This window comes from Enterobacter sp. Bisph1 (genome assembly GCF_000814905.1).
Classification (GTDB): Bacteria; Pseudomonadota; Gammaproteobacteria; order Enterobacterales; family Enterobacteriaceae; genus Kosakonia.
In genome coordinates, this window is record NZ_JXAG01000028.1 from 15,904 (window position 1) to 42,871 (window position 26,968).

General features: G+C 54.8%; 20 protein-coding genes. 15 read left to right on the forward strand and 5 right to left on the reverse strand.

The genetic code is table 11. The features are described 5' to 3' along the window. The first annotated feature begins 599 nt into the window (after positions 1–599). The 7 genes from RW65_RS04130 to RW65_RS04160 all read left to right on the forward strand — a co-directional run bounded on the left by RW65_RS04130 (position 600) and on the right by RW65_RS04160 (position 7,838). The gene (locus RW65_RS04130; RefSeq protein ID WP_039055402.1) at positions 600–929 is read left to right on the forward strand and encodes a YqcC family protein; all 330 of its coding nucleotides are present in this window, start codon (positions 600–602) and stop codon (positions 927–929) included. Next, positions 929–1,726, forward strand: coding sequence for a tRNA pseudouridine(65) synthase TruC (truC, locus tag RW65_RS04135; protein WP_039055403.1), 798 nt, complete (start codon positions 929–931; stop codon positions 1,724–1,726). The genes RW65_RS04130 and truC overlap by 1 nt, the downstream gene beginning before the upstream one ends. A gap of 2 nt (positions 1,727–1,728) precedes the next feature. Beyond that, positions 1,729–2,178, forward strand: coding sequence for a flavodoxin (locus tag RW65_RS04140; RefSeq protein ID WP_039055404.1), 450 nt, complete (start codon positions 1,729–1,731; stop codon positions 2,176–2,178). A 376-nt stretch (positions 2,179–2,554) separates the two neighbouring features. Then, entirely contained in the window at positions 2,555–3,910 is a 1,356-nt protein-coding gene (locus RW65_RS04145; protein WP_039055405.1) for an MFS transporter, read from the forward strand. Further along, on the forward strand, positions 3,910–5,250 hold the full coding sequence (locus RW65_RS04150) for an enolase C-terminal domain-like protein (protein WP_039055494.1): 1,341 nt from the start codon (positions 3,910–3,912) through the stop codon (positions 5,248–5,250). The genes RW65_RS04145 and RW65_RS04150 overlap by 1 nt, the downstream gene beginning before the upstream one ends. 20 nt (positions 5,251–5,270) lie before the next feature. Further along, positions 5,271–6,611: a glucarate dehydratase gene (gene gudD / locus RW65_RS04155; RefSeq protein WP_039055406.1), complete on the forward strand. Its 1,341-nt coding sequence runs from the start codon at positions 5,271–5,273 to the stop codon at positions 6,609–6,611. An 87-nt stretch (positions 6,612–6,698) separates the two neighbouring features. Then, positions 6,699–7,838 (forward strand): glycerate kinase, encoded by a 1,140-nt coding sequence (locus tag RW65_RS04160; protein WP_039055407.1) that lies wholly within the window; start codon positions 6,699–6,701, stop codon positions 7,836–7,838. A 95-nt stretch (positions 7,839–7,933) separates the two neighbouring features. Here the strand turns inward: RW65_RS04160 and barA are convergent, their stop codons facing one another. Further along, entirely contained in the window at positions 7,934–10,699 is a 2,766-nt protein-coding gene (gene barA, locus RW65_RS04165) for a two-component sensor histidine kinase BarA (RefSeq protein WP_039055408.1), read from the reverse strand. Between the two features lie 57 nt (positions 10,700–10,756). Here barA and rlmD point away from each other — a divergent pair, with 57 nt between their 5' ends. The 5 genes from rlmD to eno all read left to right on the forward strand — a co-directional run bounded on the left by rlmD (position 10,757) and on the right by eno (position 18,569). After that, complete coding sequence (gene rlmD / locus RW65_RS04170; RefSeq protein ID WP_039055409.1) at positions 10,757–12,058, forward strand: 23S rRNA (uracil(1939)-C(5))-methyltransferase RlmD; 1,302 nt, start codon at positions 10,757–10,759, stop codon at positions 12,056–12,058. A 52-nt stretch (positions 12,059–12,110) separates the two neighbouring features. After that, positions 12,111–14,348, forward strand: coding sequence for a GTP diphosphokinase (gene relA / locus RW65_RS04175; RefSeq protein WP_039055410.1), 2,238 nt, complete (start codon positions 12,111–12,113; stop codon positions 14,346–14,348). Positions 14,349–14,413: 65 nt separating this feature from the next. After that, complete coding sequence (gene mazG, locus RW65_RS04180) at positions 14,414–15,205, forward strand: nucleoside triphosphate pyrophosphohydrolase (RefSeq protein WP_039055411.1); 792 nt, start codon at positions 14,414–14,416, stop codon at positions 15,203–15,205. Between the two features lie 348 nt (positions 15,206–15,553). After that, positions 15,554–17,191, forward strand: coding sequence for a glutamine hydrolyzing CTP synthase (pyrG, locus tag RW65_RS04185; RefSeq protein WP_039055412.1), 1,638 nt, complete (start codon positions 15,554–15,556; stop codon positions 17,189–17,191). Between the two features lie 79 nt (positions 17,192–17,270). Continuing rightward, positions 17,271–18,569 carry a phosphopyruvate hydratase gene (eno, locus tag RW65_RS04190; protein ID WP_039055413.1) on the forward strand — a complete coding sequence of 433 codons (1,299 nt, stop codon included), beginning with the start codon at positions 17,271–17,273 and terminating at the stop codon, positions 18,567–18,569. A 61-nt stretch (positions 18,570–18,630) separates the two neighbouring features. Here the strand turns inward: eno and RW65_RS04195 are convergent, their stop codons facing one another. Beyond that, positions 18,631–19,740: an SDR family oxidoreductase gene (locus RW65_RS04195; protein ID WP_039055414.1), complete on the reverse strand. Its 1,110-nt coding sequence runs from the start codon at positions 19,738–19,740 to the stop codon at positions 18,631–18,633. Positions 19,741–20,032: 292 nt separating this feature from the next. Beyond that, positions 20,033–20,962: a TPM domain-containing protein gene (locus RW65_RS04200; RefSeq protein ID WP_052250269.1), complete on the reverse strand. Its 930-nt coding sequence runs from the start codon at positions 20,960–20,962 to the stop codon at positions 20,033–20,035. Positions 20,963–21,151: 189 nt separating this feature from the next. On the opposite strand from RW65_RS04200, the gene queE reads away from it, so the two are divergent. Further along, positions 21,152–21,823, forward strand: coding sequence for a 7-carboxy-7-deazaguanine synthase QueE (gene queE / locus RW65_RS04205; protein WP_039055415.1), 672 nt, complete (start codon positions 21,152–21,154; stop codon positions 21,821–21,823). Positions 21,824–21,910: 87 nt separating this feature from the next. On the opposite strand, the gene RW65_RS23200 is transcribed toward queE, so the two are convergent. Then, on the reverse strand, positions 21,911–22,405 hold the full coding sequence (locus tag RW65_RS23200; protein ID WP_353598696.1) for a putative adhesin: 495 nt from the start codon (positions 22,403–22,405) through the stop codon (positions 21,911–21,913). A gap of 294 nt (positions 22,406–22,699) precedes the next feature. After that, positions 22,700–23,062, reverse strand: coding sequence for a 6-carboxytetrahydropterin synthase QueD (queD, locus tag RW65_RS04215; protein ID WP_039055495.1), 363 nt, complete (start codon positions 23,060–23,062; stop codon positions 22,700–22,702). A 355-nt stretch (positions 23,063–23,417) separates the two neighbouring features. On the opposite strand from queD, the gene cysJ reads away from it, so the two are divergent. Together cysJ and cysI are read left to right on the forward strand one after the other, a co-directional pair. Then, the gene (cysJ, locus tag RW65_RS04220) at positions 23,418–25,223 is read left to right on the forward strand and encodes an NADPH-dependent assimilatory sulfite reductase flavoprotein subunit (protein ID WP_039055417.1); all 1,806 of its coding nucleotides are present in this window, start codon (positions 23,418–23,420) and stop codon (positions 25,221–25,223) included. Next, positions 25,223–26,935: an assimilatory sulfite reductase (NADPH) hemoprotein subunit gene (gene cysI / locus RW65_RS04225; RefSeq protein WP_039055418.1), complete on the forward strand. Its 1,713-nt coding sequence runs from the start codon at positions 25,223–25,225 to the stop codon at positions 26,933–26,935. The genes cysJ and cysI overlap by 1 nt, the downstream gene beginning before the upstream one ends. Positions 26,936–26,968: the final 33 nt, after the last annotated feature.

Below are 26,968 nucleotides of genomic sequence, written 5' to 3' on the forward strand. Positions count from 1 at the left end.
TACAAGACTGTAAGAGATCGCCAGGTTGTTTTCCGCATTTAAAATGTGCCTTCTCTTTGATATCCTCTATAAAACATAACGTTACTCGAATGCTTCTCTATTATTGCCGCTTCGTTACACAATTAATTTGCGTTAAGTAACCTTGTAAGACGAGGCTTAATCAGTAATTCTATTCCTGTCGACACGGAAATTGACGCAAGAAACGTACATTAGGACGATGTTGTTTCGAGGACCCACCGGGAAGGTGCTGCACGGAGAGGCTTCAGGATGAAGCAAAAGGACATCGCGGGAGTGCGTTAAAGGACACCTCCAGGACGGAGAATGAGAGTCGGTAAGGATGCCCGGCAGATCAGGATGATCCAGGACACGTTTTACGGATGAAGCTATGTCACATCGGGGTGGTGTGAGCATGATGCGCTGTTTAAGGATGAACGGGTCAGGAGACCACAGGAAAAGTTTTCAAGGATGAGCAGGGAGCACAACGAGTAGCTGGACTGCTACGAAACGAACCGGGAGCACTGTTTTTACAGTGCTCCCTTTTTTTATTTCTTCCGCTCTTTGGTATGCTGCGCGCCAGTGTGTTTATTTCGGAGGTTTGTATGACTCAATATCAGCGTGTGCGTGAGCAACTTCATCTTCTCGAAGCGCAGCTGCGCGCACAGAATCTCTGGCAAAACAGCGCGCCTGCGGCAAGCGCCTTTGAAAGCACCCAGCCTTTTTGTATGGATACTCTTGAGCCGTTCGAGTGGCTGCAATGGGTATTAATCCCGCGCATGCACGCATTGCTTGATGGTCAACAGCCGTTGCCACAGGCGTTCGCCATCGCGCCGTATTATGAAATCGCCCTTGAAGCGACGCATCCCTCCCGGGATCTGATGCTGGCGCATTTGCAGCAGCTCGATGCGCTTTTTAGCGGCGAAGGGAAATAATGCTAGAGATTATTTATCAGGACGAATGGCTGGTGGCGGTAAATAAACCTTCCGGCTGGCTGGTGCATCGCAGCTGGTTAGATCGCGATGAAAAAGTGGTGGTGATGCAAACCGTGCGCGATCAAATAGGCCAGCACGTTTTTACCGCCCATCGTCTCGACAGGCCAACGTCCGGCGTACTGTTAATGGGCTTATCCAGCGAGGCCGGTCGGCGCTTATCCCAGCAGTTCGAACAACATCACATTCAAAAACGCTATCACGCCATTGTGCGCGGCTGGTTGATGGACGAAGCGGTGCTTGATTATCCGCTGGTCGAAGAACTGGATAAGGTCGCCGATAAATTTGCCCGTGCGGATAAAGACCCACAGCCCGCCGTCACGCACTATCGCGGTCTTGCGACGGTTGAAATGCCGGTGGCGACCAGTAAATTTCCCACCACGCGCTACGGCCTGGTCGAGCTGGAGCCAAAGACCGGACGCAAACATCAGCTGCGCCGTCATCTGGCGCATCTGCGCCATCCGATTATCGGCGACAGCAAACACGGCGATCTGCGGCAAAATCGTAGCGCGGCGGAACATTTTGGCTGCCACCGTTTAATGCTCCATGCCAGCCGGCTTACCCTGACGCATCCGTTCACCGGCGCGCCGCTCACCCTCCGTGCAGGGCTGGATGCGGTCTGGATGGACGCGCTTGCGCACTTTGGCTGGCGCGGGCTTCTCCCTGAAAATGAAAGGGTTGAGTTATCCGCGTCAAGCAGCCAGGATGAAAGCATTCTGGAATCACACAAGGAGCGATAAGCATGGCGAAGGTTGGAATTTTTGTCGGCACCATCTACGGCAATTCCCTGCTGGTAGCGGAAGAAGCGCAGGAAATCTTAACGTCACAGGGCCATAGCGCAAAGGTGTATGAAGATCCCGAAGCGGCGGACTGGACGAGCAATCAGGGTAATTATGCGCTGATCGTAACCTCTACTACCGGGCAGGGCGATTTACCGGAAAGTATTGCTCCGCTGTTCCACTACCTGCGTGATAGCGTCGGTTATCAGCCGGATTTACGCTACGGCGTGATTGCGTTGGGCGACAGCACTTACAGCCATTTTTGCGGTGGCGGTAAGACGTTTGACGCGTTACTTCAGGAGCAAGGCGCGCAGCGTATTGGCGAAATGCTGCTGATTGACGCCAGTGAAGACCCGGAACCTGAAAGCGTGTCAAACCCGTGGGTTGAACACTGGGCCTCTCTGCTGAAATAATCTTTTCCTCTCCCGCAACGGAGAGGAAAATGCACTTTTCTCCGCGTCAAGCGACGTGTCTCACACTCTGCCATCCCACTCTCTTTTCAGCGCCTCCCGGCCTGTTCCCTTTCCATTTTCGTGAAGTACTCCCCATCCCCCTGGGCTAATGCCAGAAAGGGCAAAGCCTGCCCCGTCGAATGTTGTGTTGATGCACGGTGAGTGTTGAAAAGGCGATTCGTATACTTTTTCTCGCCAGTTAATAAAACGCGGCACGCAGGGCTTATAAGCCCGGCAGGAGCCACAAAAACACACCAACATCATCCTGCCATCCCCTACAGGTTGTGCCGTACAGGATGAGTGTTGCTAAGAACATTTATGCTTCGGGAGTACAACCATGAGTACATTTAGCCAGGCGGCGAGCGGCGCTGAAAAGCGCACCAACGCTCGCTACTGGATAGTGGTGATGCTGTTTATCGTCACATCCTTCAACTATGGCGATCGCGCCACGTTGTCGATTGCCGGTTCGGAGATGGCCAAAGCGATAGGCCTCGATCCGGTCGGTATGGGGTATGTCTTCTCCGCGTTTTCCTGGGCTTATGTGATTGGCCAGATACCGGGCGGCTGGTTGCTTGACCGCTTCGGATCGAAACGCGTCTATTTTTGGTCTATTTTCACCTGGTCGCTGTTTACCTTACTGCAAGGCTTCGTCGATATCTTTAGCGGCTTTGGCATTATTGTTGCGCTCTTCTCCTTACGTTTTATGGTCGGCCTTGCAGAGTCTCCCTCTTTCCCTGGCAACAGCCGTATCGTTGCCGCCTGGTTTCCGGCACAGGAGAGGGGCACAGCGGTAGCAATTTTTAACTCGGCACAGTATTTCGCGACGGTGATTTTTGCACCGATCATGGGCTGGTTGACCCACGAAGTCGGCTGGTCGCACGTCTTTTTCTTTATGGGCGGCCTCGGCATCTTCATCAGTTTGCTGTGGCAGAAAATGATCCACGAGCCGAACCAGCATCCGGGCGTCAATAAAAAAGAGCTGGAGTACATCGCCGAAGGCGGTGCGCTGATCAATATGGATCAGAAGAACAACCAGCAAAATGTCCCGTTCTCCGTCAAGTGGGGGCAAATTAAACAGCTGCTCTGTTCCCGCATGATGATCGGTGTTTATCTGGGCCAATACTGCATCAACGCGCTGACCTACTTCTTTATCACCTGGTTTCCGGTTTATCTGGTGCAGGCACGCGGGATGTCGATTCTGAAAGCAGGTTTTGTCGCCTCAATCCCGGCGATCTGCGGTTTTGTCGGCGGTGTGCTGGGCGGCGTTATCTCCGACTGGTTAATGCGTCGCTACGGTTCGCTGAATATGGCACGTAAAACGCCCATCGTGCTGGGAATGCTGCTCTCAATGAGTATGGTGTTCTGTAACTACACCGACTCAGAAACGCTGATTATCGCCTTTATGGCGCTGGCGTTCTTCGGTAAAGGCATTGGCGCGCTGGGCTGGGCGGTAATGGCAGATACCGCGCCGAAAGAGATCAGCGGCCTGAGCGGCGGTCTGTTTAACATGTTCGGTAATATCTCCGGCATCGTTACGCCCATCGCCATTGGCTACATCGTTGGCACTACCGGCTCCTTCAACGGCGCGCTGATTTATGTCGGCGTCCATGCCCTGGTAGCGGTACTGAGCTATCTGGTACTGGTGGGCGATATCAAACGCATTGTTTTGAAACCTGTGGCGGAACGTGAATGATGAACACACAAGCAAGCCCGATTATCACTGAGATGAAGGTCATTCCGGTGGCCGGACATGACAGTATGCTGATGAATATCGGCGGCGCGCATAACGCGTACTTCACCCGCAATATTGTGGTGCTCAAGGACAGTGCAGGAAACACCGGCGTAGGTGAAGCACCGGGCGGTGAAGTGATTTACAAAACGCTGGTCGATGCCACGCCGCTGGTGGTCGGTCAGGAGATTGCGCGGTTAAACAAAGTGGTACAGCGCGTGCACAAAGGCAACCAGGCGGCGGATTTTGACACCTTCGGCAAAGGTGCCTGGACTTTCGAGTTACGGGTTAACGCCGTGGCGGCGCTGGAAGCCGCACTGCTGGATCTGTTAGGCAAAGCGCTAAACGTGCCGGTGTGCGAGCTGCTGGGCCCCGGTAAACAGCGGGATGCGGTTACCGTGCTCGGCTACCTGTTCTATGTCGGCGATCGGCGCAAAACCGATCTGCCTTATCTGGAAACGACGCCGGGCAACCATGAGTGGTATCACCTGCGTCATCAGGAGGCGATGACCAGCGATGCGGTTGTACGCCTCGCGGAAGCTTCTCAGGATCGCTACGGCTTTAAAGATTTCAAACTCAAAGGTGGCGTCCTGCCGGGTGAAAATGAGATTGAAACCGTTCGCGCCTTGAAAAAACGTTTTCCCGATGCGCGTATCACCGTCGATCCGAACGGTGCATGGCTGCTCGACGAAGCCATTAACCTGTGCAAAGGCCTGAACGACGTGCTGACCTACGCGGAAGATCCCTGCGGTGCGGAGCAGGGTTTTTCCGGGCGTGAAGTGATGACGGAGTTCCGCCGTGCCACGGGTTTGCCGGTGGCGACCAATATGATTGCCACCAATTGGCGTGAAATGGGCCATGCGGTGATGCTAAACGCGGTGGATATTCCGCTGGCGGATCCGCACTTCTGGACTCTTTCCGGCGCAGTGCGCGTGGCGCAGCTGTGCGATGAGTGGGGGTTAACCTGGGGATGCCACTCCAACAACCATTTCGACATTTCACTGGCGATGTTTACCCATGTCGCCGCCGCCGCGCCCGGCACTCCAACCGCCATCGACACCCATTGGATCTGGCAAGAAGGCGATGCACGCCTGACTAAACAGCCGCTGGAGATCCGCGAGGGCAAAATTACCGTTCCCGATGCGCCAGGCCTTGGCGTGGAACTCGACTGGGATCAAATTGAAAAAGCGCACGCGGCCTATAAGACGCTGCCCGGCGGCGCGCGCAATGACGCCGGTCCAATGCAATACCTTATCCCTGGCTGGACGTTTGACAAAAAACGCCCCGTTTTTGGACGTCATTGATTGACCAAAAGGATTAGAAAATGAGTACAAATAGTTCAACCCCCGTTGTCACTTCCATGCAGGTTATTCCGGTCGCCGGTCATGATAGCATGTTGATGAACCTGAGCGGTGCTCATGCTCCGTTCTTCACCCGTAATATCGTGGTGATTAAAGACAACTCGGGTCACACCGGCGTTGGCGAAATTCCCGGTGGCGAGAAGATCCGTAAAACCCTCGAAGAGGCTATTCCGCTGGTGGTCGGCAAGACGCTGGGCGAGTATAAAAACGTCCTTAACGCCGTACGTAACACCTTCGCCGATCGCGATGCCGGCGGCCGCGGCCTGCAAACCTTCGATCTGCGTACCACCATTCACGTCGTCACCGGGATTGAAGCGGCGATGCTCGATCTGCTGGGTCAACATTTGGGCGTCAATGTCGCCTCACTGCTGGGGGAAGGTCAGCAGCGCAGCGAAGTCGAAATGTTGGGCTACCTGTTCTTTATCGGCGACCGCAATAAAACCCCGCTGCCGTATCAGAGCCAGCCCGATGAGAAGTGCGACTGGTATCGCTTACGTCATGAAGAGGCAATGACCCCGGATCGCGTGGTGCGCCTGGCGGAAGCCGCGTACGAAAAATATGGTTTCAACGATTTCAAACTGAAAGGCGGCGTGCTGGCCGGGATGGAAGAGGCTGAAGCTATCTCGGCGCTGGCAAAACGCTTCCCGCAGGCGCGCGTAACCCTCGATCCGAACGGAGCCTGGTCGCTGGACGAAGCGATTAGCATCGGTAAACACCTGAAAGGCGTGCTGGCCTATGCAGAAGATCCTTGCGGAGCCGAACAGGGCTTCTCCGGTCGCGAAGTGATGGCCGAATTCCGCCGCGCTACGGGGCTGCCGACCGCCACGAATATGATCGCCACCGACTGGCGTCAGATGGGCCATACCCTGTCGCTGCAATCCGTCGATATCCCGCTGGCGGATCCGCACTTCTGGACCATGCAGGGCTCCGTGCGCGTGGCGCAGATGTGCCACGAATTTGGTCTGACCTGGGGATCGCACTCCAATAACCATTTCGATATTTCGCTGGCGATGTTCACCCATGTCGCTGCCGCAGCACCTGGCAAGATCACCGCTATCGACACACACTGGATCTGGCAGGAGGGCAATCAACGTCTGACCAAACAGCCGTTTGAAATCAAAGGCGGCAAGGTACAGGTGCCCAATAAACCGGGTCTCGGCGTTGAGCTGGATATCGATCAAGTGATGAAAGCCAACGAGCTGTATCAAAAACATGGCCTTGGTGCGCGTGATGACGCCATGGGAATGCAGTATCTGATCCCCAACTGGACCTTTGATAACAAACGTCCATGCATGGTGCGCTGATGAAATTGCCGCACCTTGCGGGGGGCGGCATTTCCTCATCTTTCCTGGGTGTATGCTTATAGCGGTGAATATGCGTAAGGATGGCTTATGAAAATTGTGATCGCACCTGACTCTTATAAAGAAAGTTTAAGTGCCCAGGATGTGGCGACCGCGATCGAGCGCGGTTTTCGCGAAATTTTCCCCACGGCGGTTTATATCAAAATACCGGTGGCGGACGGTGGCGAAGGGACGGTAGAAGCCATGGTCGCGGCCACCCACGGGCGGATAGTGAACGTTGCGGTGAAAGGCCCACTCGGCGAACACGCCAACGGCTTTTACGGCATTTCCGGCGATGAACAGTCGGCATTTATTGAAATGGCCGCCGCCAGCGGGCTGGAAAAGGTGCCCGCGGCCAAACGTAATCCGCTGATTACCACCTCCTGGGGCACCGGCGAGTTAATCCGCCATGCGCTGGATGCCGGGGTGAAACATATCATTATTGGCATTGGTGGCAGTGCGACCAATGACGGCGGTGCGGGCATGGTACAGGCCCTTGGTGCAAAGCTGCTTGATGAGCACGGCGAGGAGATTGCCGCTGGCGGCGCGGCGCTGGCATCGCTGGCGCGCATTGATATCGCCGGGCTGGATAAACGCCTTGCCGACTGCCGGATTGAAGTGGCCTGCGATGTGACCAATCCGCTGACGGGCAAAGAGGGTGCCTCGGCGGTATTTGGTCCGCAAAAAGGGGCGACGCCGGAAATGATCGCCCAACTGGATAGCGCCCTTGAACATTACGCGCGCATTATTGCCCGCGATCTCGACCTCGATGTGCTGCATCTGGCGGGCGGCGGCGCGGCGGGCGGCATGGGCGCTGCACTATACGCGTTTTGCGGGGCCGAACTGCGCCAGGGAATTGAAATTGTTACCGATGCGCTGGCGCTTGATGAGCAGGTTATTGGCGCGGATCTGGTGATCACCGGCGAAGGGCGTATTGATAGCCAGACGGTGCACGGCAAAGTGCCGGTAGGCGTAGCGAAAGTGGCGAAACGGCACAATATTCCGGTGATCGGCATTGCCGGCAGCCTGACCGCCGATGTTGGCGTGGTGCACAGCCACGGTATCGATGCGGTATTCAGTGTGATTTACACCGTCTGCACGCTGGAAGATGCGCTGGAGAATGCTGCCGAAAACGTCCGCATGACCGCGCGTAATATCGCGGCGGTACTCAAAGCAGGCCAAACGCTGTAACGGCCTCTTGCCCGGTGACGCAGGCTTACCGGGCTTCGGTCCGCGTCTTTCTCCTTGTGCGACCGGATGCGAAAACGCATCCAGCACCTGCCTGATTAGCCCAATAGTTTGTGCGCTTCACGCGTCACGTTGTCCATCTCATCAAGCAGTTCCAGCAGTTCTGGCTCCAGATCTTCTGCCGATACACCGCTGCGCAACTGCTGTTCAATCAGCTGGCAGAGGTTTTTCAGCCGCGGTACGCCGCTATAGCCGCAACTGCCGTGCAGCTTATGGATAGCCTCCGAAAGACCGTGCGGCGCTTCGCCAACCAGCTGCTCTTCAACCATATTGCGGATCTCCGGCAGGAATTCCACCAGCATATGCAGCATATCGCGCGCCAGATCCGTTTTTCCGGCCGCCTGACGTAGCGCCAGCTGCCAGTCGAGGGTGGTGTCATTATCCACCACCCACTCTGCAGGCGGCGTCGGTTGTGCAGGCGTCAGCCATTTGCCGAGATTAGGACCGGGCTTGTAGCGCAGCAGCAGATTACGCAGCTTCTCCTCTTCAATCGGTTTCGCCAGATAATCATTCATCCCGGCGCTAAGCAGTTTCTCTTTCTGCCCGGCCATCGCATGGGCGGTAACGGCAATCACCGGTGTTTGCTGCTGGTGTGGCAACTGGCGGATCAGCTCACAGGCACGAATACCGTCCATATCCGGCATCTGGATATCCATTAAAATCAGATCGAACTGCTGCTGTTTGGCGCGCGCGATGGCCTGCATCCCGCTTTCGCACAATTCGACATGCTGGACCTGGTCCTCCAGCAGCGCGCCGATAAGTTTCAGGTTGGCCGGGTTATCATCTACCGCCATCACCGCGATCGGCAGTTTGCTGTCGTTCACCATCTGAATCTGCGTCAGCTGTGTCGCACGGCAATATTCCGTCAATGCCGGCAGCAGGCGCGTGGTGGTCAGCGGTTTGAGCAGGCAGGCCGCTGCGCCGTCCTGTTTCAGCTCCTCGGCATTCACCTGGGCATGACAGGGCAAGGCTAACAGCAAATAGTCGGTCATCGACGCGGCGCGCGCCAGGCGATCGTGCTGCATATTCAGCGGCTCACGCATCGTCACCGGAATAGCCAGCAGCAGAATGTCATAATGCGCCTGCGGCAGCCCCGATAACGACGGGCTGTAGATCACCTCAAGCGGCGTCTCTTTTAGCAGCTCCAGCGTACTTTGCGCCGCCGTGGCGTTGGGTTCGATATAAGCCAGGCGTTTGCCCGCCAGGCAGCCGGTGGCTGGCCCTTCGCTGATGGCATTAGGATTGAGATCGAGATTGATATGGAACCAGAACGTGGAGCCGTGATTCGGCTGGCTATGGAAGAAGATATCGCCGCCCATCTCATTGACCAGCCGTTGCGTGATAACCAGCCCCAGCCCGGTGCCGCCGTGGCGACGCGAGATACTGGCATCGGCCTGACGAAAAGCCTGGAATAGCCGCGACTGATCGCGCTCGGGAATACCGATGCCCGTGTCGTGGATCTGCATCTCCACTTGTACTTTGTTATTACTGATGGCGCGCTTATCGACGACAATGTCGATATTGCCATGCTCGGTAAATTTGATGGCGTTGCCGACCAGATTGGTGATCACCTGCTGCAGACGCAGCGGATCGCCAATGACGTTATCCGGCACATCGTTTTTGATATTGAGCGTCAGCTCCAGCCCCTTATCATGGGCCGCATGCGCCAGCAGGATAACCACTTCATCAAGGGTATTACGCAGCGGGAAGGGGATGCTCTCGAGGATCAGTTTGCCTGCTTCCAGCTTGGAAAAATCGAGCACGTCATTAATGATAGTCAGCAGGTTGTTGGCGGAACGCTCAATGGTCAACAGATGATCGCGCTGCGTAGGGTTAAGCTCAGATTTCAGCGTCAGCCGGGTAAAGCCGATGACCCCGTTCAGCGGCGTGCGCAGTTCGTGGGACATATTGGCGAGGAACTCTGATTTGATGCGCGCCGCTTCCTGGGCGCGTTTTTTCGCCAGATCCAGTTCGACGTTCTGGATCTCCATCTGCTCCAGGGTTTCACGCAGATCGGAGGTCGACTGGTCGATATTGTGCTGCATCTCTTCATGGTAAGCCGCCAGCGACATCGCCATCGAATTGATGCCGTTTTTAAGCATATCCAGCTCGCCAAGCATAAAGCCTTCGACGCGGCTGTCGAGCTGCCCGCGGCGAATGCGATCGACGGTATTCACCATATTGCGAATCGGGCTGGTCACGTCGCGCATCAGCCGCCAGCCAAAAATCAACGCGATCCCAATACAGAACAAAATCATCAGGCTGGAGATAAAAATCTCTTTGTACTGCTGCAAACGCACGGATTTAAGATCCAGCTCCAGCGCGACATACCCGAGCATATTGCCGGTGATTTTATCCGCCGGCAGCGCCGGGTTGGCAAGGGTATTGCTTTCGGCGAGGATCGGCGTGCGCAGCACCATGACATCGCCACGGCGGGTCACGCTGAGCTTGCGCGGGAAGGGTTGTCCCTCCGCCAGCCGCAATTTGTCAGCTTCAAGCTGAAAATTAGAGGAAACAAACACGTTATTCTGCCCATCATAAACAGAAATTGCCCGCACAATATCGGAATGGCGTCGGTGAAGCACGCTCACCAGCTGACCCATTGCGTCCTTATCCTGCAACGTCATGCTGTATTCGCTCGACACCGCCAGCGGCTCAATAATGCTGGTACCGGCATCTTCCAGTTGACGCTGTAAATCGTTATAGCGGTGAACGACAAAGAAGATGCTGAGCAACACACCGATAAGCACGGTGGGGGCCAGGATCAGAATCATCATGCGTGCGCGCAAGCTGTAGTTGGTCATGGAGTTCCGTTATGGGAGAATTAGGACATTAATCTGTTAATGAGATAAATCCCTGCAATGGCGCAATTCTACTCTGCAAAACGACGTGTGACGACTAGTCAGAAAGTAACCGTAACGGTAACTGATCTTGATCCCTTTGGGCAGGGGGTTGCGCGCCATAACGGGAAAGCGATGTTTATTCCCGGCCTGTTACCTGGTGAAACGGCTGAGGTGATGCTTAAAGAGGATAAGCGCCAGTTTGCCCGCGCTGAGGTAAAGCGGCGGCTGAACGATAGCGCGGAGCGCGTGACGCCGCGGTGTCCGCATTTTGGCGTCTGCGGCGGCTGTCAGCAGCAGCATGCTGATATTGCCCTGCAACAGCGCAGCAAAAGTGCGGCGCTGGGGCGTTTAATGAAGCGCGATGTTGATGAGGTGATTGCCGCTACGCCGTGGGCTTATCGCCGCCGTGCGCGGCTTAGTCTGAGCTGGCAGCCGAAAAGCGAGCGTCTGGAGATGGGCTTTCGTAAAGCGGGCGCTAACGAGATTATTAATGTCACGCGCTGCCCTGTTTTGGTGCCCCGTCTTGAAGCATTGATTATGCCGCTTCATGAGGTGTTAAGCGGATTGCAGGGCGTACACGAGCTTGGCCATGTCGAGCTGGTGGAGGCCGACAACGGCCCGTTAATGGTGTTGCGCCATACCGCCGCACTGAGTGCAGCGGATCGCAAAAAACTGGAACAGTTTTCGCATTCCCAGCAGCTCGCGCTGTATCTGGCACCCCAAAGCGAGATACTGGAACAGGTTACAGGTGAAACTCCCTGCTATAGCTCTGACGGGCTACGCTTAACGTTCAGCCCGCGGGATTTTATTCAGGTTAACGATGGCGTGAACCAGCAGATGGTGGCGCAGGCTATCGAGTGGCTGGATATACAGCCCGCCGATCGGGTGCTGGATCTGTTTTGCGGCATGGGTAATTTCACCTTACCGCTGGCGAAACGCGCAGCAAGCGTCGTTGGCGTGGAAGGGGTTGCGGAACTGGTAGCGAAAGCGCAGGAGAACGCGCAACAGAATGGCTTGCAGAATGTGACATTCTTTCACGAAAATTTAGAGGACGATGTCACCCGCCAGCCCTGGGCGAGCCGCGGGTTTGACAAAATTTTACTCGACCCGGCACGCGCGGGCGCTGCCGGAGTCATGAAACATATTCTAAAATTGTCGCCGGGAAGCGTGGTGTATGTCTCCTGTAATCCCGCCACCCTTGCCCGCGACAGTGACACGCTGTTGAACGCAGGTTACCAGATTCAGCGGCTGGCGATGCTGGACATGTTCCCGCACACTGGTCATCTGGAATCGATGGTGTTGTTTGTGAAACACAAATAATTAATTTTGGCTTGTCGAGTTCGCCAGGCCCGGTCCCTGAAAGGAGAGGACAATGGTTGCGGTACGCAGTGCGCATTTAAACAAAGCGGGTGAATTCGATCCGGTTAAATGGATCGAAAGTCTGGGGATTACCAGTCAGCCGTCATGTGAACGCTTAACCGAAACCTGGGCCTATTGTCTGCGACAAGTACAGGGGCACCCGAACGCGGAAGTGCTGCTGTGGCGCGGCATCGAAATGGTGGAGATCCTGTCGATGCTGAGCATGGATATAGACACCCTGCGCGCGGCGCTGCTGTTCCCGCTGGCCGATGCGGAAGTGGTCAGCGAAGAGGTGATGCGCGAAAGCGTCGGCACGTCGGTTGTCACGCTGATTCACGGCGTGCGCGATATGGCGGCAATCCGCCAGTTAAAAGCCACCCACACCGATTCCGTCTCCTCTGAACAGGTCGATAACGTTCGCCGCATGCTGCTGGCGATGGTGGATGATTTCCGCTGCGTGGTTATTAAACTGGCGGAGCGCATCGCCCACCTGCGCGAAGTGAAAGATGCGCCGGAAGATGAGCGCGTGCTGGCGGCGAAAGAGTGCACCAATATCTATGCCCCGCTGGCGAATCGCCTCGGCATCGGTCAGCTTAAATGGGAGCTGGAAGATTACTGCTTCCGCTATCTGCATCCGGCGGAGTACAAACGCATCGCCAAACTGCTGCACGAGCGCCGTATCGATCGCGAACACTATATCGACGAGTTTGTCGGCCACTTGCGTTCAGAGATGAAAATCGAAGGCGTGAAGGCCGAAGTCTACGGCCGACCAAAACATATCTACAGTATCTGGCGCAAAATGCAGAAAAAGCATCTCGCCTTTGACGAGCTGTTTGATGTGCGTGCCGTGCGCATCGTTGCTGAGCGGCTGCAGGACTGCTACGCCGCGCTGGGGATTGTACACACCCATTACCGCCATCTGCCTGATGAGTTTGACGACTATGTCGCTAACCCGAAGCCGAACGGTTATCAGTCGATCCATACGGTGGTGCTCGGCCCCGGCGGGAAAACCGTGGAAATTCAGATCCGCACCCGGCAGATGCACGAAGACGCTGAGCTTGGCGTTGCCGCGCACTGGAAATACAAAGAGGGTACCGCCACAGTGGGCAGCCCGCGTTCCGCCCACGAAGATCGTATTGCCTGGCTGCGTAAGCTGATCGCCTGGCAGGAAGAGATGGCCGATTCGGGCGAAATGCTCGACGAAGTACGCAGCCAGGTCTTTGACGATCGGGTCTACGTCTTTACGCCAAAAGGCGATGTAGTGGATCTACCTGCCGGGTCGACACCACTTGATTTTGCCTACCATATTCACAGCGATGTCGGACATCGCTGCATCGGCGCGAAAATAGGCGGGCGCATTGTGCCCTTCACCTATCAGCTGCAAATGGGCGATCAGATTGAAATCATCACCCAGAAGCAGCCGAACCCCAGCCGCGATTGGCTAAATCCAAACCTCGGCTATGTCACTACCAGCCGCGGGCGCTCGAAGATTCATGCCTGGTTCCGCAAACAGGATCGTGACAAAAATATCCTCGCGGGCCGACAGATCCTTGACGACGAGCTGGCGCATTTAGGCATTAGCCTGAAAGAGGCGGAAAAATTCCTGCTGCCGCGCTACAACTTTAACGAACTGGACGAGCTGCTGGCGGCGATTGGCGGCGGCGATATCCGTCTCAATCAGATGGTTAACTTCCTGCAGGCGCAGTTCAACAAACCGAGCGCCGAGGAGCAGGACGCCGCCGCGCTGAAACAGCTGCAGCAGAAAACCTTCGCCCCGCAAAACCGCAGCAAAGACAACGGTCGCGTGGTGGTTGAGGGGGTCGGCAACCTGATGCACCATATTGCGCGCTGCTGCCAGCCGATCCCGGGTGATGAGATTGTCGGGTTTATCACCCAGGGGCGCGGGATCTCCATTCACCGCGCCGACTGCGATCAGCTGGAAGAGCTGCGTAATGTCGCGCCGGAGCGCATCGTCGATGCCGTCTGGGGCGAAAGCTACTCGGCGGGTTATTCGCTGGTGGTGCGCGTCAAAGCCAACGATCGCAGCGGCCTGCTGCGCGATATCACCACTATTCTCGCCAATGAGAAAGTGAATGTGCTTGGCGTTGCCAGCCGCAGCGACACTAAAGAGCAGCTGGCGACCATCGATATGAATATCGAGATCTACAATCTGCAAGTGCTGGGCCGCGTGCTTGGCAAACTCAATCAGGTGCCGGACGTCATCGACGCTCGCCGCCTGCACGGTGGCTAATTTTCTCCTCCATGAGCCTCGCCGGTGACTGGCGAGGCCGCAACACGAATTATCAGGGATTTATCATGACTCAAATCGATCGTCTGCTCGGGATAATGCAACGCCTGCGCGATCCGCAGACCGGCTGCCCGTGGGATAAAGAGCAAACCTACGCCACTATTGCCCCTTATACGCTGGAAGAGACTTACGAAGTGCTGGACGCTATCGCGCGGGAAGATTTTGACGATCTGCGTGGTGAACTGGGCGATCTGCTGTTTCAGGTGGTGTTCTACGCGCAGATGGCGCAGGAAGAAGGGCGCTTTGATTTCAACGATATTTGCGCCGCCATCAGCGACAAGCTGGAACGCCGCCATCCACATATCTTCGGTGACGCGCAGGCGGGAAACAGCACCGAAGTGCTGGCGCGCTGGGAGCAGATCAAAAGCGAAGAGCGCGCCGAAAAGTCTCAGCACTCGGCGCTGGATGACATTCCCCACAGCCTGCCCGCGCTGATGCGCGCGCATAAAATTCAGAAGCGCTGCGCCACCGTCGGCTTTGACTGGACGACCATCGGCCCGGTGCTCGACAAAGTGTACGAAGAGATCGATGAAGTGATGGACGAAGCCAAACAGGCGGTGGTCGATGAAGCGAGAGTGGAAGAAGAGGTCGGCGATCTGCTTTTTGCTACGGTCAACCTTTCGCGCCATCTTGGCGTCAAAGCGGAAGTGGCCCTGCAAAAAGCGAACCTGAAATTTGAGCGTCGTTTCCGCGAAGTTGAGCGGCTGGTGGCCGAGCGCGGTCTGGAAATGACCGGCGTAGATTTGGAAACAATGGAAAATATCTGGCAGCAGGTCAAACGCCAGGAACATGATCTTTAAGACATTTGTTCCAGTAAGTGCGATTTGTGTCATTTTCTAAATGACAAGCGCTTGATTTACGTCAAAAACATTTAGCCAAAAGTGGCTATTTTCACACTCCTTAAGTTTATTGAACCGCTTTAAGAAGCCCTTGTTCACCTCGTTCGGGGCTTCGTTGGCGGTAACCGCGTGAATTCACAGACGTGAGAAGTCCAACGCGTCCGGGGTAAGCGACGGAAACCAATGCAGATGCGGCCTGAAGAACGCCAGGAGAGGGATAATGAAAGTTTGTGGCGCAGGCCATAGTCGGGTATACTGCTTTCCCGTCCTGGTTATTCCATCGTTTCACCCTAACTTCTCAGGTTCAGCATGACAACGAACTATATTTTTGTGACCGGCGGGGTCGTATCCTCTCTGGGTAAAGGCATTGCCGCAGCCTCCCTCGCAGCCATTCTTGAAGCCCGTGGCCTCAATGTGACCATGATGAAACTGGATCCGTATATCAACGTCGATCCGGGCACCATGAGCCCAATCCAACACGGGGAAGTGTTCGTTACTGAAGACGGCGCCGAAACCGACCTGGACCTGGGTCACTATGAGCGTTTTATCCGCACTAAGATGACGCGCCGCAACAACTTCACTACCGGCCGAATTTACTCCGACGTTCTGCGTAAAGAGCGCCGTGGCGACTATCTGGGCGCAACCGTTCAGGTTATTCCGCATATCACCAATGCCATTAAAGAGCGCATTATCGCCGGTGCCGAAGGCCACGACGTGGTGCTGGTTGAAATCGGCGGTACGGTCGGTGATATCGAATCCCTGCCGTTCCTCGAAGCGATTCGCCAGCTGGCGGTTGATATCGGTCGTGAGCACGCGCTGTTTATGCACCTGACGCTGGTGCCGTACATGGCGGCGGCCGGTGAAGTCAAAACCAAACCGACGCAGCACTCTGTAAAAGAGCTGCTCTCAATTGGTATTCAGCCAGACATCCTCGTTTGCCGTTCCGATCGCGCCGTTCCGGCCAACGAAAGGGCGAAAATTGCATTGTTCTGTAACGTGCCGGAAAAAGCCGTTATTTCAATGAAAGATGTCGATTCCATTTATAAAATTCCGGGCCTGTTGAAATCTCAGGGGCTGGACGATTATATTTGTAAACGATTCAGCTTGAACTGTCCGGACGCAAACCTGTCAGAATGGGAACAGGTGATTTACGAAGAAGCGAATCCGTCAGGCGAAGTCACCATTGGTATGGTCGGTAAGTACATTGAACTTCCTGACGCGTACAAATCGGTTATTGAAGCATTAAAACACGGTGGTCTGAAAAACCGCGTCACCGTCAACATCAAGCTGATTGATTCGCAGGATGTTGAAACCCGTGGCGTAGAGATCCTGAAAGGTCTTGATGCCATTCTTATCCCAGGCGGCTTCGGCTACCGCGGTGTAGAGGGCAAGATCGCCACCGCACGCTATGCGCGTGAAAATAATATTCCTTACCTGGGGATTTGCCTGGGTATGCAGGTTGCGTTGATTGAGTTTGCCCGTAACGTCGTCGGGATGGATAACGCCAACTCCACGGAATTTGTGCCAGACTGTAAATACCCGGTTGTGGCGCTGATTACCGAATGGCGTGATGAAGACGGCAACGTCGAACAGCGTTCGGAGAAGAGCGATCTCGGCGGCACCATGCGCCTTGGCGCACAGCAGTGCCAGCTGGGTGATGATAGCCTGGTTCGCCAGCTGTACGGCGCGCCAACCATTGTTGAGCGCCATCGCCATCGTTACGAAGTCAACAACATGCTGTTGAAACAAATTGAAGCTGCGGGTCTGCGCGTTGCGGGCCGTTCCGGGGATGATCAGTTGGTCGAGATCATCGAAGTGCCGAACCACCCGTGGTTCGTGGCATGTCAGTTCCACCCGGAATTTACTTCTACGCCGCGTGATGGACATCCGCTGTTTGCTGGCTTTGTAAAAGCCGCAAGCGAGTACCAGAAGCGTCAGGCGAAGTAAAAAGTTACAACGGCAGTGCACCCAAGCGGGTGCACTGTTTGTCTGGAGTTTTAGTTTAACTTGTACTGAGGAAAACCTAATGTCCAAAATCGTTAAAGTCATCGGTCGTGAAATCATCGACTCCCGTGGTAACCCGACTGTTGAAGCCGAAGTACACCTGGAAGGTGGTTTCGTAGGTCTGGCTGCTGCGCCGTCAGGTGCTTCTACGGGTTCCCGCGAAGCGCTGGAACTGCGCGATGGCGACAAATCCCGTTTCCTGGGTAAAGGCGTAACCAAAGCCGTTGGCGCGGTTAACGGCCCGATCGCTCAGGCACTGCTGGGTAAAGACGCGAAAGACCAGGCCGGTATCGACAAAATCATGATCGATCTGGATGGCACCGAAAACAAATCCAACTTCGGCGCGAACGCAATTCTGGCGGTTTCCCTGGCAGCGGCTAAAGCAGCTGCAGCCTCTAAAGGCCTGCCGCTGTATGCTCACATCGCTGAACTGAACGGCACCCCGGGTAAATACTCTATGCCGGTTCCGATGATGAACATCATCAACGGCGGCGAGCACGCTGACAACAACGTCGACATCCAGGAATTCATGATTCAGCCGGTTGGCGCGAAAACTGTAAAAGAAGCCATCCGTATGGGTTCTGAAGTTTTCCATCACCTGGCAAAAGTGCTGAAAAGCAAAGGCATGAACACCGCTGTGGGTGACGAAGGCGGCTACGCGCCGAACCTGGGTTCCAACGCCGAAGCGCTGGCGGTTATCGCTGAAGCGGTAAAAGCAGCGGGCTACGAACTGGGCAAAGACATCACTCTGGCGATGGACTGCGCAGCTTCCGAGTTCTACAAAGACGGTAAATACGTTCTGGCTGGCGAAGGCAACAAAGCGTTCACCTCTGAAGAATTTACTCACTTCCTGGAAGAGCTGACCAAACAGTATCCGATCGTCTCCATCGAAGATGGTCTGGACGAATCTGACTGGGATGGCTTCGCATACCAGACCAAAGTACTGGGCGACAAAATCCAGCTGGTGGGCGACGATCTGTTCGTTACCAACACCAAGATCCTGAAAGAAGGCATCGAGAAAGGCATCGCTAACTCCATCCTGATCAAATTCAACCAGATCGGTTCTCTGACCGAAACCCTGGCTGCAATCAAGATGGCGAAAGACGCTGGCTACACGGCTGTCATCTCTCACCGCTCTGGCGAAACTGAAGATGCTACCATCGCCGACCTGGCTGTTGGTACCGCTGCAGGCCAGATCAAAACCGGTTCTATGAGCCGTTCTGACCGCGTTGCTAAATACAACCAGCTGATTCGTATCGAAGAAGCGCTGGGTGCACAAGCTCCGTTCAACGGTCTGAAAGAGATCAAAGGCCAGGCGTAAGTCTAAGCCTCGATCAAAAATGCCAGTCAATCGACTGGCATTTTTTTTGCCCTTTTAGGGCCTATTTAAAATCGACTTCCATCTGCTGCGGTATCGTCAAACCACGCGTGGTCTGCACGCAGCGGGCGATATAATCGGTAAAACGCGGCGGTTTCGGCATCCCCATGCTGAGCAGCTTATCATTGCTAAAACGCACGTTCAGCGTGGCAAACGCCCCGTACAGGCGCATCGCTTTTAGCATCAGGCGTTCATTGCACGGGCCAAAAATATCCTTCAGCTCGCGACGCATTTTCACCAGCGTCTCATAGCTGACCTGGGCATATTTATCGCCCACCGGCGCTTTCTCCAGCGCGAGCGCCATCGCGCTATCGATATCCGCAAAACGCACGCTGTTCTCTTCGCCAGCGGAGATATGCACCACTTCTCCTTGAGCCATTGGGCTTTCAAGCAGCATCAGCAGCGCGTCGGCGCAGTAATCGACCGGGATCACATCCACACGGTCTTCCAGCGAACACATGAATTTTTGCAGCATCAGCCCCATGCTGAATACCCAAAAAATACTGGTGGAAGGCGTGCAGCCGTGGCTGGTATGGCCAACCACAATCGACGGACGGGCGATGGCCAGCGGCAGCTGCGGACACTCTTTACGCATCAACTGCTCAATCGTGGATTTTGAGTGGGTATAGGCCACCAGATGTTCGGCGTTCTCGCGAAACTCGGCGCTCTCAGCAACCAGTGAATCCGGCTCTGGCGTGCAGGACATCGCGGTGCCCACGTGAAGGAAACGCTGCAATCCGGCGACCTTTTCCATGCGGCGGGCAAAGCTCAGCGTGCCTTCCACATTCACTTTCCACACCAGTGGGTTATTACCGAACGAAGCAACCGCCGCGCAATTCAGTACGTGCGTCACGCTTTCAAGGCGCGAATCGTCGGTAAACCCTTCCGGTTCGCCGAGATCCCCCAGCAGGATCTGCGCCGTTGAAAGCGTGCTCAAAGCTTCATCGCTGACGTTGAATTTGCGCATATTGCGTTTCACACGCTCAAGTCCGGCGTCGCTATTTTCAGCGCGCACCAGCAGCAGCAAATTGATAGGCGATTTATTGTTAAGAATCTTTTCTAATACCGCCCCGCCAAGAAAACCCGTCACGCCCGTAATCAATAATGTATTCATGAAAACTATCTCACCATAGTAATATCGGCGGATTGTAGGCATTGAATGTTAAACGTCATATCAATAAAACGACGTAGAAATGGCGGCTTTTCTGGCGCTAGCTTTCAGGAACGTCCTGCGAGGCATTTATCTACGACAACGGGTAAAAGAAAAAGATTCCTTGCTCAATAAGTTAATTTTTTAGCTGATACTTTTCATACATTTAAATTATGCTTTTGCACAATGTATTTTTCAGGTAAATAATTTCGACGCTGAATGTATTTACATATTCTTACAATTTTGTTGGACTGCTTCAGGCTTCACCAGTCTCCCGATGAACCGCCGCCATCGCTAGAACCCCCACCGCCATCGCTTGATCCGCCGCTATCAGAACTGTGACTGCTGCTAAAGCTTGAATGCTCGTGGCTGGTATACACCGTTGCCGCGCCGACAGTGGCCGCAGCGGCGAGTTTTTACCCGGCTTGCGCTGGCTGCGCGGGCCAAACAGGGCGGCACAAATAATGACAATCACAATAAACGCTGGCACAGCGGCGAAGAAGAGGGCAAAAGGGATCAGTAAGGGCTTCTGCAAACTGCTAATGGCAATAATCAACGCCAGCGGGCTGCCAATCATAAAAAGTACCGTCAGGATGCCGATGTTACCGTTCAGCGCCAGCGCCACAAGCACCACTGCTAATACGCTTAGGCTTATCTTTAACGAGAACCAACCGGTCACTTTTTCAATCAACGAGAGCGGTTGCGCATTGGGCAGCGGCTGGCTGGCAAGTACGGTGCTGATGCCCTCTATACCGCGTATCAGACCGCGGTTTAAATCATCCTCTTTAAACGCCGGGATCATATACTGGTCAATAATTTTTTTAGCCAGCGCATGGGTTAACATCGCTTCCAGACCGATGCCCACTTCGATGCGCACGCGTCTGTCCTGCCAGGCGACCAGTAACAAAATCCCATCATTACGCTGCGCATCGCCCAGTCGCCAACGGTTAAAGGTCTGGCGGGCATAATCCTCAATGGTTGCGCCATCCGTGGTACGCACCACCAGCACGGCGGTTTGTGCTCCGGTGTGTTTGTTAAGCTGGCTGAGCTGGTCGTTCAGCGCTTCGCGTTGCCAGTAGTTAAGCAGCCTGGCCGGATCGTTGACCACATCATGAGTTGCAGGCACCGGTTCGGCCAGCACCGCGAAGGTAAACATCACTAACATCAGTACCAACAGGCGTGCCATGTTCATCATCCTTAAAGAGCCGCAAAAAACGGCCACAGCATAGCGGTTGCGCGCAAAAGAAAACAATCCACCTTTTTTGGAATTTTTAGCAGGCAGATTCAATGCCTCAGCGCACGCGGCGCAAATGGCACATGATCGCCTGCTTGTTATCTGCAATAATGATTTTTTTCGCCACTAAAAAGAGCAACGATGCAGTACCCGATTAACGAGATGTTCCAGACCTTGCAAGGCGAGGGTTACTTCACCGGCGTTCCCGCCATTTTTATTCGTTTACAGGGATGCCCGGTTGGTTGCGCCTGGTGCGATACCAAACATACCTGGGATAAGCTTGAGGATCGGGAGGTTTCGCTCTACAGCATCCTCGCCAAAACCAAAGAGAGCGACAAATGGGGCGCAGCGAACAGTGAAGATCTGCTCGCGATTATCCAGCGTCAGGGCTGGACCGCGCGCCATGTCGTGATAACCGGCGGCGAACCCTGCATTCACGATCTTATCCCGTTGACCCATCTTCTGGAGAAGAACGGCTTTAGCTGCCAGATTGAAACCAGCGGCACCCACGAAGTTCGCACTTCCCATTCCACCTGGGTAACCGTTTCGCCGAAGGTTAATATGCGCGGCGGCTATGACGTGCTGCAGCAGGCGCTGGAGCGTGCCGACGAGATCAAGCACCCGGTAGGCCGCGTACGCGATATTGAAGCGCTGGATGAGCTGCTGGAGCAGCTACATGATGAAAAGCAGCGGGTGATCGCCCTGCAGCCGATTAGCCAAAAAGAGGACGCGACACGCTTGTGTATTGATACCTGTATCGCCCGCAACTGGCGGCTGTCGATGCAAACCCACAAGTATCTCAATATCGCCTGATATCTCCTTTCCCGTTTCTGTCAAAGCCAGGCCCGCGTATTCACACGCGGGTCTGTTTTATTGCGCGGCTGCCTACGTTTTTAGTCGCTAGAATGCCGTGGATGTCAGACGCTCTGCCCGACAGGAGAGGAAATGTATTTCGCGATACGCTAACTGCCCGTTTCGTACGGCGGCGAGAATGTCATCGATAGTGATAATGTCCAGCGGGAAGATCGCATCGCAGTGGCCGCCATGGCGCGGGATACAGACTTTCATCAGCGTATCTTCCGGTCTTAAGGTGTAATTTTTTACGATCTCACGCGTGGAATAATCTTTTACCGGGGTGGGTAATTCGTTGCGGTGCAGCCGTTCATATAATCCCATGATTTGATGGTTAGTAATGGTTTCACCGTGCCGGACATACCAGTTAATCCTAACCCCCAATGGGACAGACGCTGCGATTTTAATACTGCTGGTTACCGCTCGCAAAGGCACAAACCTTCCGTGACTTATTACTGCAACACGATGAGCGGGGGTTGAATTACAGTGGCGAACTACGATACGGCTTCTGTTAATGACGCGGATAAATTCCACTGTTCTCATCCTTACAGGCTGTTTTCGTCAGCAACGCTTTTACCGTCCTGGCTGTTAAAAAGCGTCAGCCAGGTGGGTAAAGGCGGTTGCACCTGTAACCTGGTGGCGAAGTCCACCAATAGTTACAACATACTTAAGAGGGAAATCAGGTTCTCTGCGCTGACTCGGCAGCACAACGTTTTATCCGCTGGTGGAAAGCTATCAATGGCATTAATACCTGACAGCGTAAGGCGCACACTGCCAGGAAAGGTTATCCGTCAACTCACCGGCTTATCCAGCGTGCTGGTTGACGGACAGCAGTCATTATTCGCCGCGATATACGCAGCCCGCCGTGCAGGTCTCTTTGATCATCACCGCGCTTAACAGCGGAATCACCGGTTTCATCTGATCCCAAATCCACTTCGCCAGCACTTCACTGGTGGGGTTCTCAAGGCCTGGGATCTCATTGAGATAGTAGTGATCAAGGCGGTTATAGAGCGGTTTAAAGGCGGCTTTAAGATCGGCAAAGTCCATAACCCAACCGGTATAAGGATCCACCTCGCCGGTTATCTCCAGGCGCACCCTAAAGGAGTGACCATGCAGACGGCCGCATTTGTGCCCTTCGGGTACATGCGGTAGATGATGAGCGGCTTCGAAAGTGAAATCTTTAAATAATGTGGTCGACATAATGAACTCTTGGCTGACAAAAAAACGCCGCATGGTAGCGGATATGACCTTTTTTAGCATTAATTAAAATCACTAAAAGTGTTTATCGCCAGGGCTAAATGGCGCAACACTGATAATAGATAGCAATTTCAATAATTTAATTAACCTGTTTTACTGTTAACAAGTATAACTAAAACAGGTTAGTCCATTTGGTTATTTATTATTTCCAACCTTTCTTTAATTGTTATTATCCCCACCGTTAACCTTAGTTTCACTTCACTTATTAAAATGATATCCCAATGAATTTCGCGGTCCTGACGCGTGTGCAGGCTGTGCGAAAGACCCAGGGGAATTTGCTACTGGAACAATACGACGCATGACGACCCAGGTCCCACCTTCCGCGTTGCTCCCGTTAAATCCGGAGCAGCTGGCGCGCCTTCAGGCGGCCACGACTGATTTAACACCGACCCAGCTTGCCTGGGTTTCCGGCTATTTCTGGGGCGTACTCAATCAGCAGCCTGCAGGCGCAACGGTTGCAGCAGCGCCGATTGCTGAAGCGTCCGCCATTACGCTGATTTCCGCCTCGCAGACCGGCAACGCCCGCCGCGTGGCTGAAGCCCTGCGCGACGATCTGCTGGCGGCAAAACTCAACGTCACGCTGGTCAACGCGGGCGACTACAAATTCAAACAGATCGCTAACGAAAAGCTGCTGGTGATTGTCGCTTCCACCCAGGGGGAAGGGGATGCGCCGGAAGAAGCCGTTGCGCTGCATAAATTCCTGTTCTCGAAAAAAGCCCCCAAACTGAATGGCACCGCCTTTGCGGTCTTCGGCCTCGGCGATACCTCTTATGAATTCTTCTGCCAGGTGGGGAAAGATTTCGACAGCAAACTCGCGGAACTGGGCGCGGAGCGCCTGCTGGATCGCGTTGACGCCGATGTTGAATACCAGTCGGCAGCCGCCGAATGGCGCGCCCGTGTGGTTGAGGTGTTGAAAGCCCGCGCCCCGGCCTCTACGCCGGCCCAGGTCGCTACTGCCGCCAGCGGCGCGGTAAATGATATTGTCACCAGCCCCTACAGCAAAGAAGCGCCTTTAAACGCCACGTTGTCGGTTAATCAAAAAATTACCGGGCGCAGCTCCGAAAAAGATGTCCGTCATATTGAAATCGATTTGGGCGACTCCGGTCTGCGCTACCAGCCTGGCGACGCGCTGGGCGTGTGGTATCAAAACGATCCGGCGTTAGTCAAAGAGCTGCTGGAACTGCTGTGGCTTAAAGGTGACGAACCGGTCACCGTTGACGGCAAAACGCTGCCGCTGGCCGAGGCGTTACAGTGGCATTTCGAATTGACCGTTAATACCGTCAATATCGTGGAAAATTACGCCACCCTCACGCGCAGTGAATCCCTGTTGCCGCTGGTGGGCGATAAAGCGCAGCTACAGCATTACGCAGCGACGACGCCGATTGTCGATATGGTGCGCTTCTCTCCGGCACAGCTGGATGCGGAGAATCTTATCAACCTGCTGCGCCCGCTGACGCCGCGTCTCTACTCCATTGCCTCTTCGCAGGCGGAAGTGGAAAGCGAAGTCCATGTCACCGTGGGCGTTGTCCGTTACGAGGTGGAAGGCCGCGCGCGCGCGGGCGGCGCGTCAAGCTTCCTCGCCGATCGCGTGGAAGAAGAGGGCGAAGTCCGGGTATTTATCGAACACAACGATAACTTCCGTCTGCCTGCTAACCCACAAACACCGGTGATTATGATTGGCCCCGGTACCGGCATTGCGCCGTTCCGCGCCTTTATGCAACAGCGTGCGGCGGACGACGCGCCGGGCAAAAACTGGCTGTTCTTCGGCAACCCGCATTTCACTGAAGATTTCCTCTATCAGGTGGAGTGGCAGCGTTACGTCAAAGAGGGCGTATTAAGCCGCATCGATCTGGCCTGGTCGCGCGACCAGAAAGAAAAAGTCTACGTACAAGATAAACTGCGCCAGCAAGGCGCGGAGCTGTGGCGCTGGATCAACGATGGCGCGCACATTTATGTCTGCGGCGACGCCAATCGCATGGCGAAAGACGTTGAGCAGGCTTTACTGGATGTTATCGCCGAATTCGGCGGTATGGACGCCGAAGCGGCGGATGAGTTTTTAAGTGAGCTGCGCGTTGAGCGCCGTTATCAGCGAGATGTCTACTAATGAGCGAAAAACACCCGGGCCCACTGGTGGTCGAAGGCAAACTGTCCGATGCCGAGCGCATGAAACGCGAGAGCAACTTCCTGCGCGGCACCATTGCGGAAGATTTAAATGACGGTCTGACCGGCGGCTTTAGAGGCGACAACTTTCTGCTGATCCGTTTTCACGGGATGTATCAGCAAGACGATCGCGATATCCGCGCCGAGCGTGCTGAACAGAAGCTGGAGCCGCGCCATGCGATGCTGCTGCGCTGCCGTCTGCCGGGCGGTGTGATCACCACCCAACAGTGGCAGGCGATTGATAAATTCGCCCATGACAACACCATTTATGGCAGCATTCGCCTGACTAACCGGCAGACCTTCCAGTTTCACGGCATTCTGAAAAAACACGTGAAACCGGCGCACCAGATGCTGCATTCCGTTGGGCTGGACGCGCTGGCGACCGCCAACGACATGAACCGTAACGTGCTGTGCACCTCAAACCCTTATGAGTCTGAGCTGCACGCCGAAGCCTACGAATGGGCGAAAAAGATCTCTGAACATCTGCTGCCGCGCACACGCGCCTACGCCGAGATCTGGCTCGATCAGGAAAAAGTCGCCACCACCGACGTCGAACCGATCCTCGGTGAGACCTATCTGCCGCGTAAGTTCAAAACTACCGTCGTGATCCCGCCGCAGAACGATATCGATCTGCATGCTAACGATATGAACTTTGTAGCGATTGCCGAGAACGGCAAACTGGTTGGTTTTAACCTGCTGGTGGGCGGCGGTCTCTCCATCGAACACGGCAATAAGAAAACCTATGCCCGCACCGCCAGCGAGTTTGGTTATCTGCCGCTGGAGCATACGCTGGCGGTGGCGGAAGCGGTCGTTACTACCCAGCGTGACTGGGGCAACCGTACCGACCGTAAAAACGCCAAAACCAAATATACCCTCGAACGCGTCGGCGTTGAGACCTTTAAAGCGGAAGTCGAACGCCGCGCAGGGATCAAATTCGAGCCGGTTCGTCCGTATGAATTTACCGGCCGCGGCGATCGTATCGGCTGGGTGAAAGGCATCGACAATAAATGGCACCTGACGCTGTTTATTGAGAACGGCCGCATTCTCGATTACCCCGGACGCCCGCTGAAAACCGGTTTGCTGGAAATTGCTAAAATTCATCAGGGCGAATTCCGCATTACCGCCAATCAGAATCTGATTATCGCTGGTGTGCCGGAAAGCCAAAAAGCGGAGATCGAAAAACTGGCGCGCAGCCACGGGTTAATGGACGCGGTCAAACCGCAGCGTGAAAACTCGATGGCCTGCGTCTCCTTCCCCACCTGCCCGCTGGCGATGGCGGAAGCGGAACGTTTTCTGCCAACATTCGTCGATAAAGTTGAAGCGCTGATGGCGAAACACGGCGTGGGTGATGAGCACATCGTACTGCGCGTAACCGGTTGTCCAAACGGCTGTGGTCGCGCGATGCTGGCGGAAATCGGCCTGGTGGGTAAAGCGCCGGGACGCTATAACGTGCATATCGGCGGTAACCGCAGCGGCACGCGCATTCCGCGGATGTACCGCGAAAATATTACGGAAGCAGAGATTCTCGCCGTTATCGACGAACTGGTCGCCCGTTGGGCACAGGAACGAGAAGAGGGTGAAGGTTTTGGCGACTTCACTATTCGTGCCGGAATTATCCGTCCGGTACTCGATCCGGCCCGTGATTTTTGGGAATAACGCCCGCCCCCTTTCTCCTGAGAAGGGGAGAAA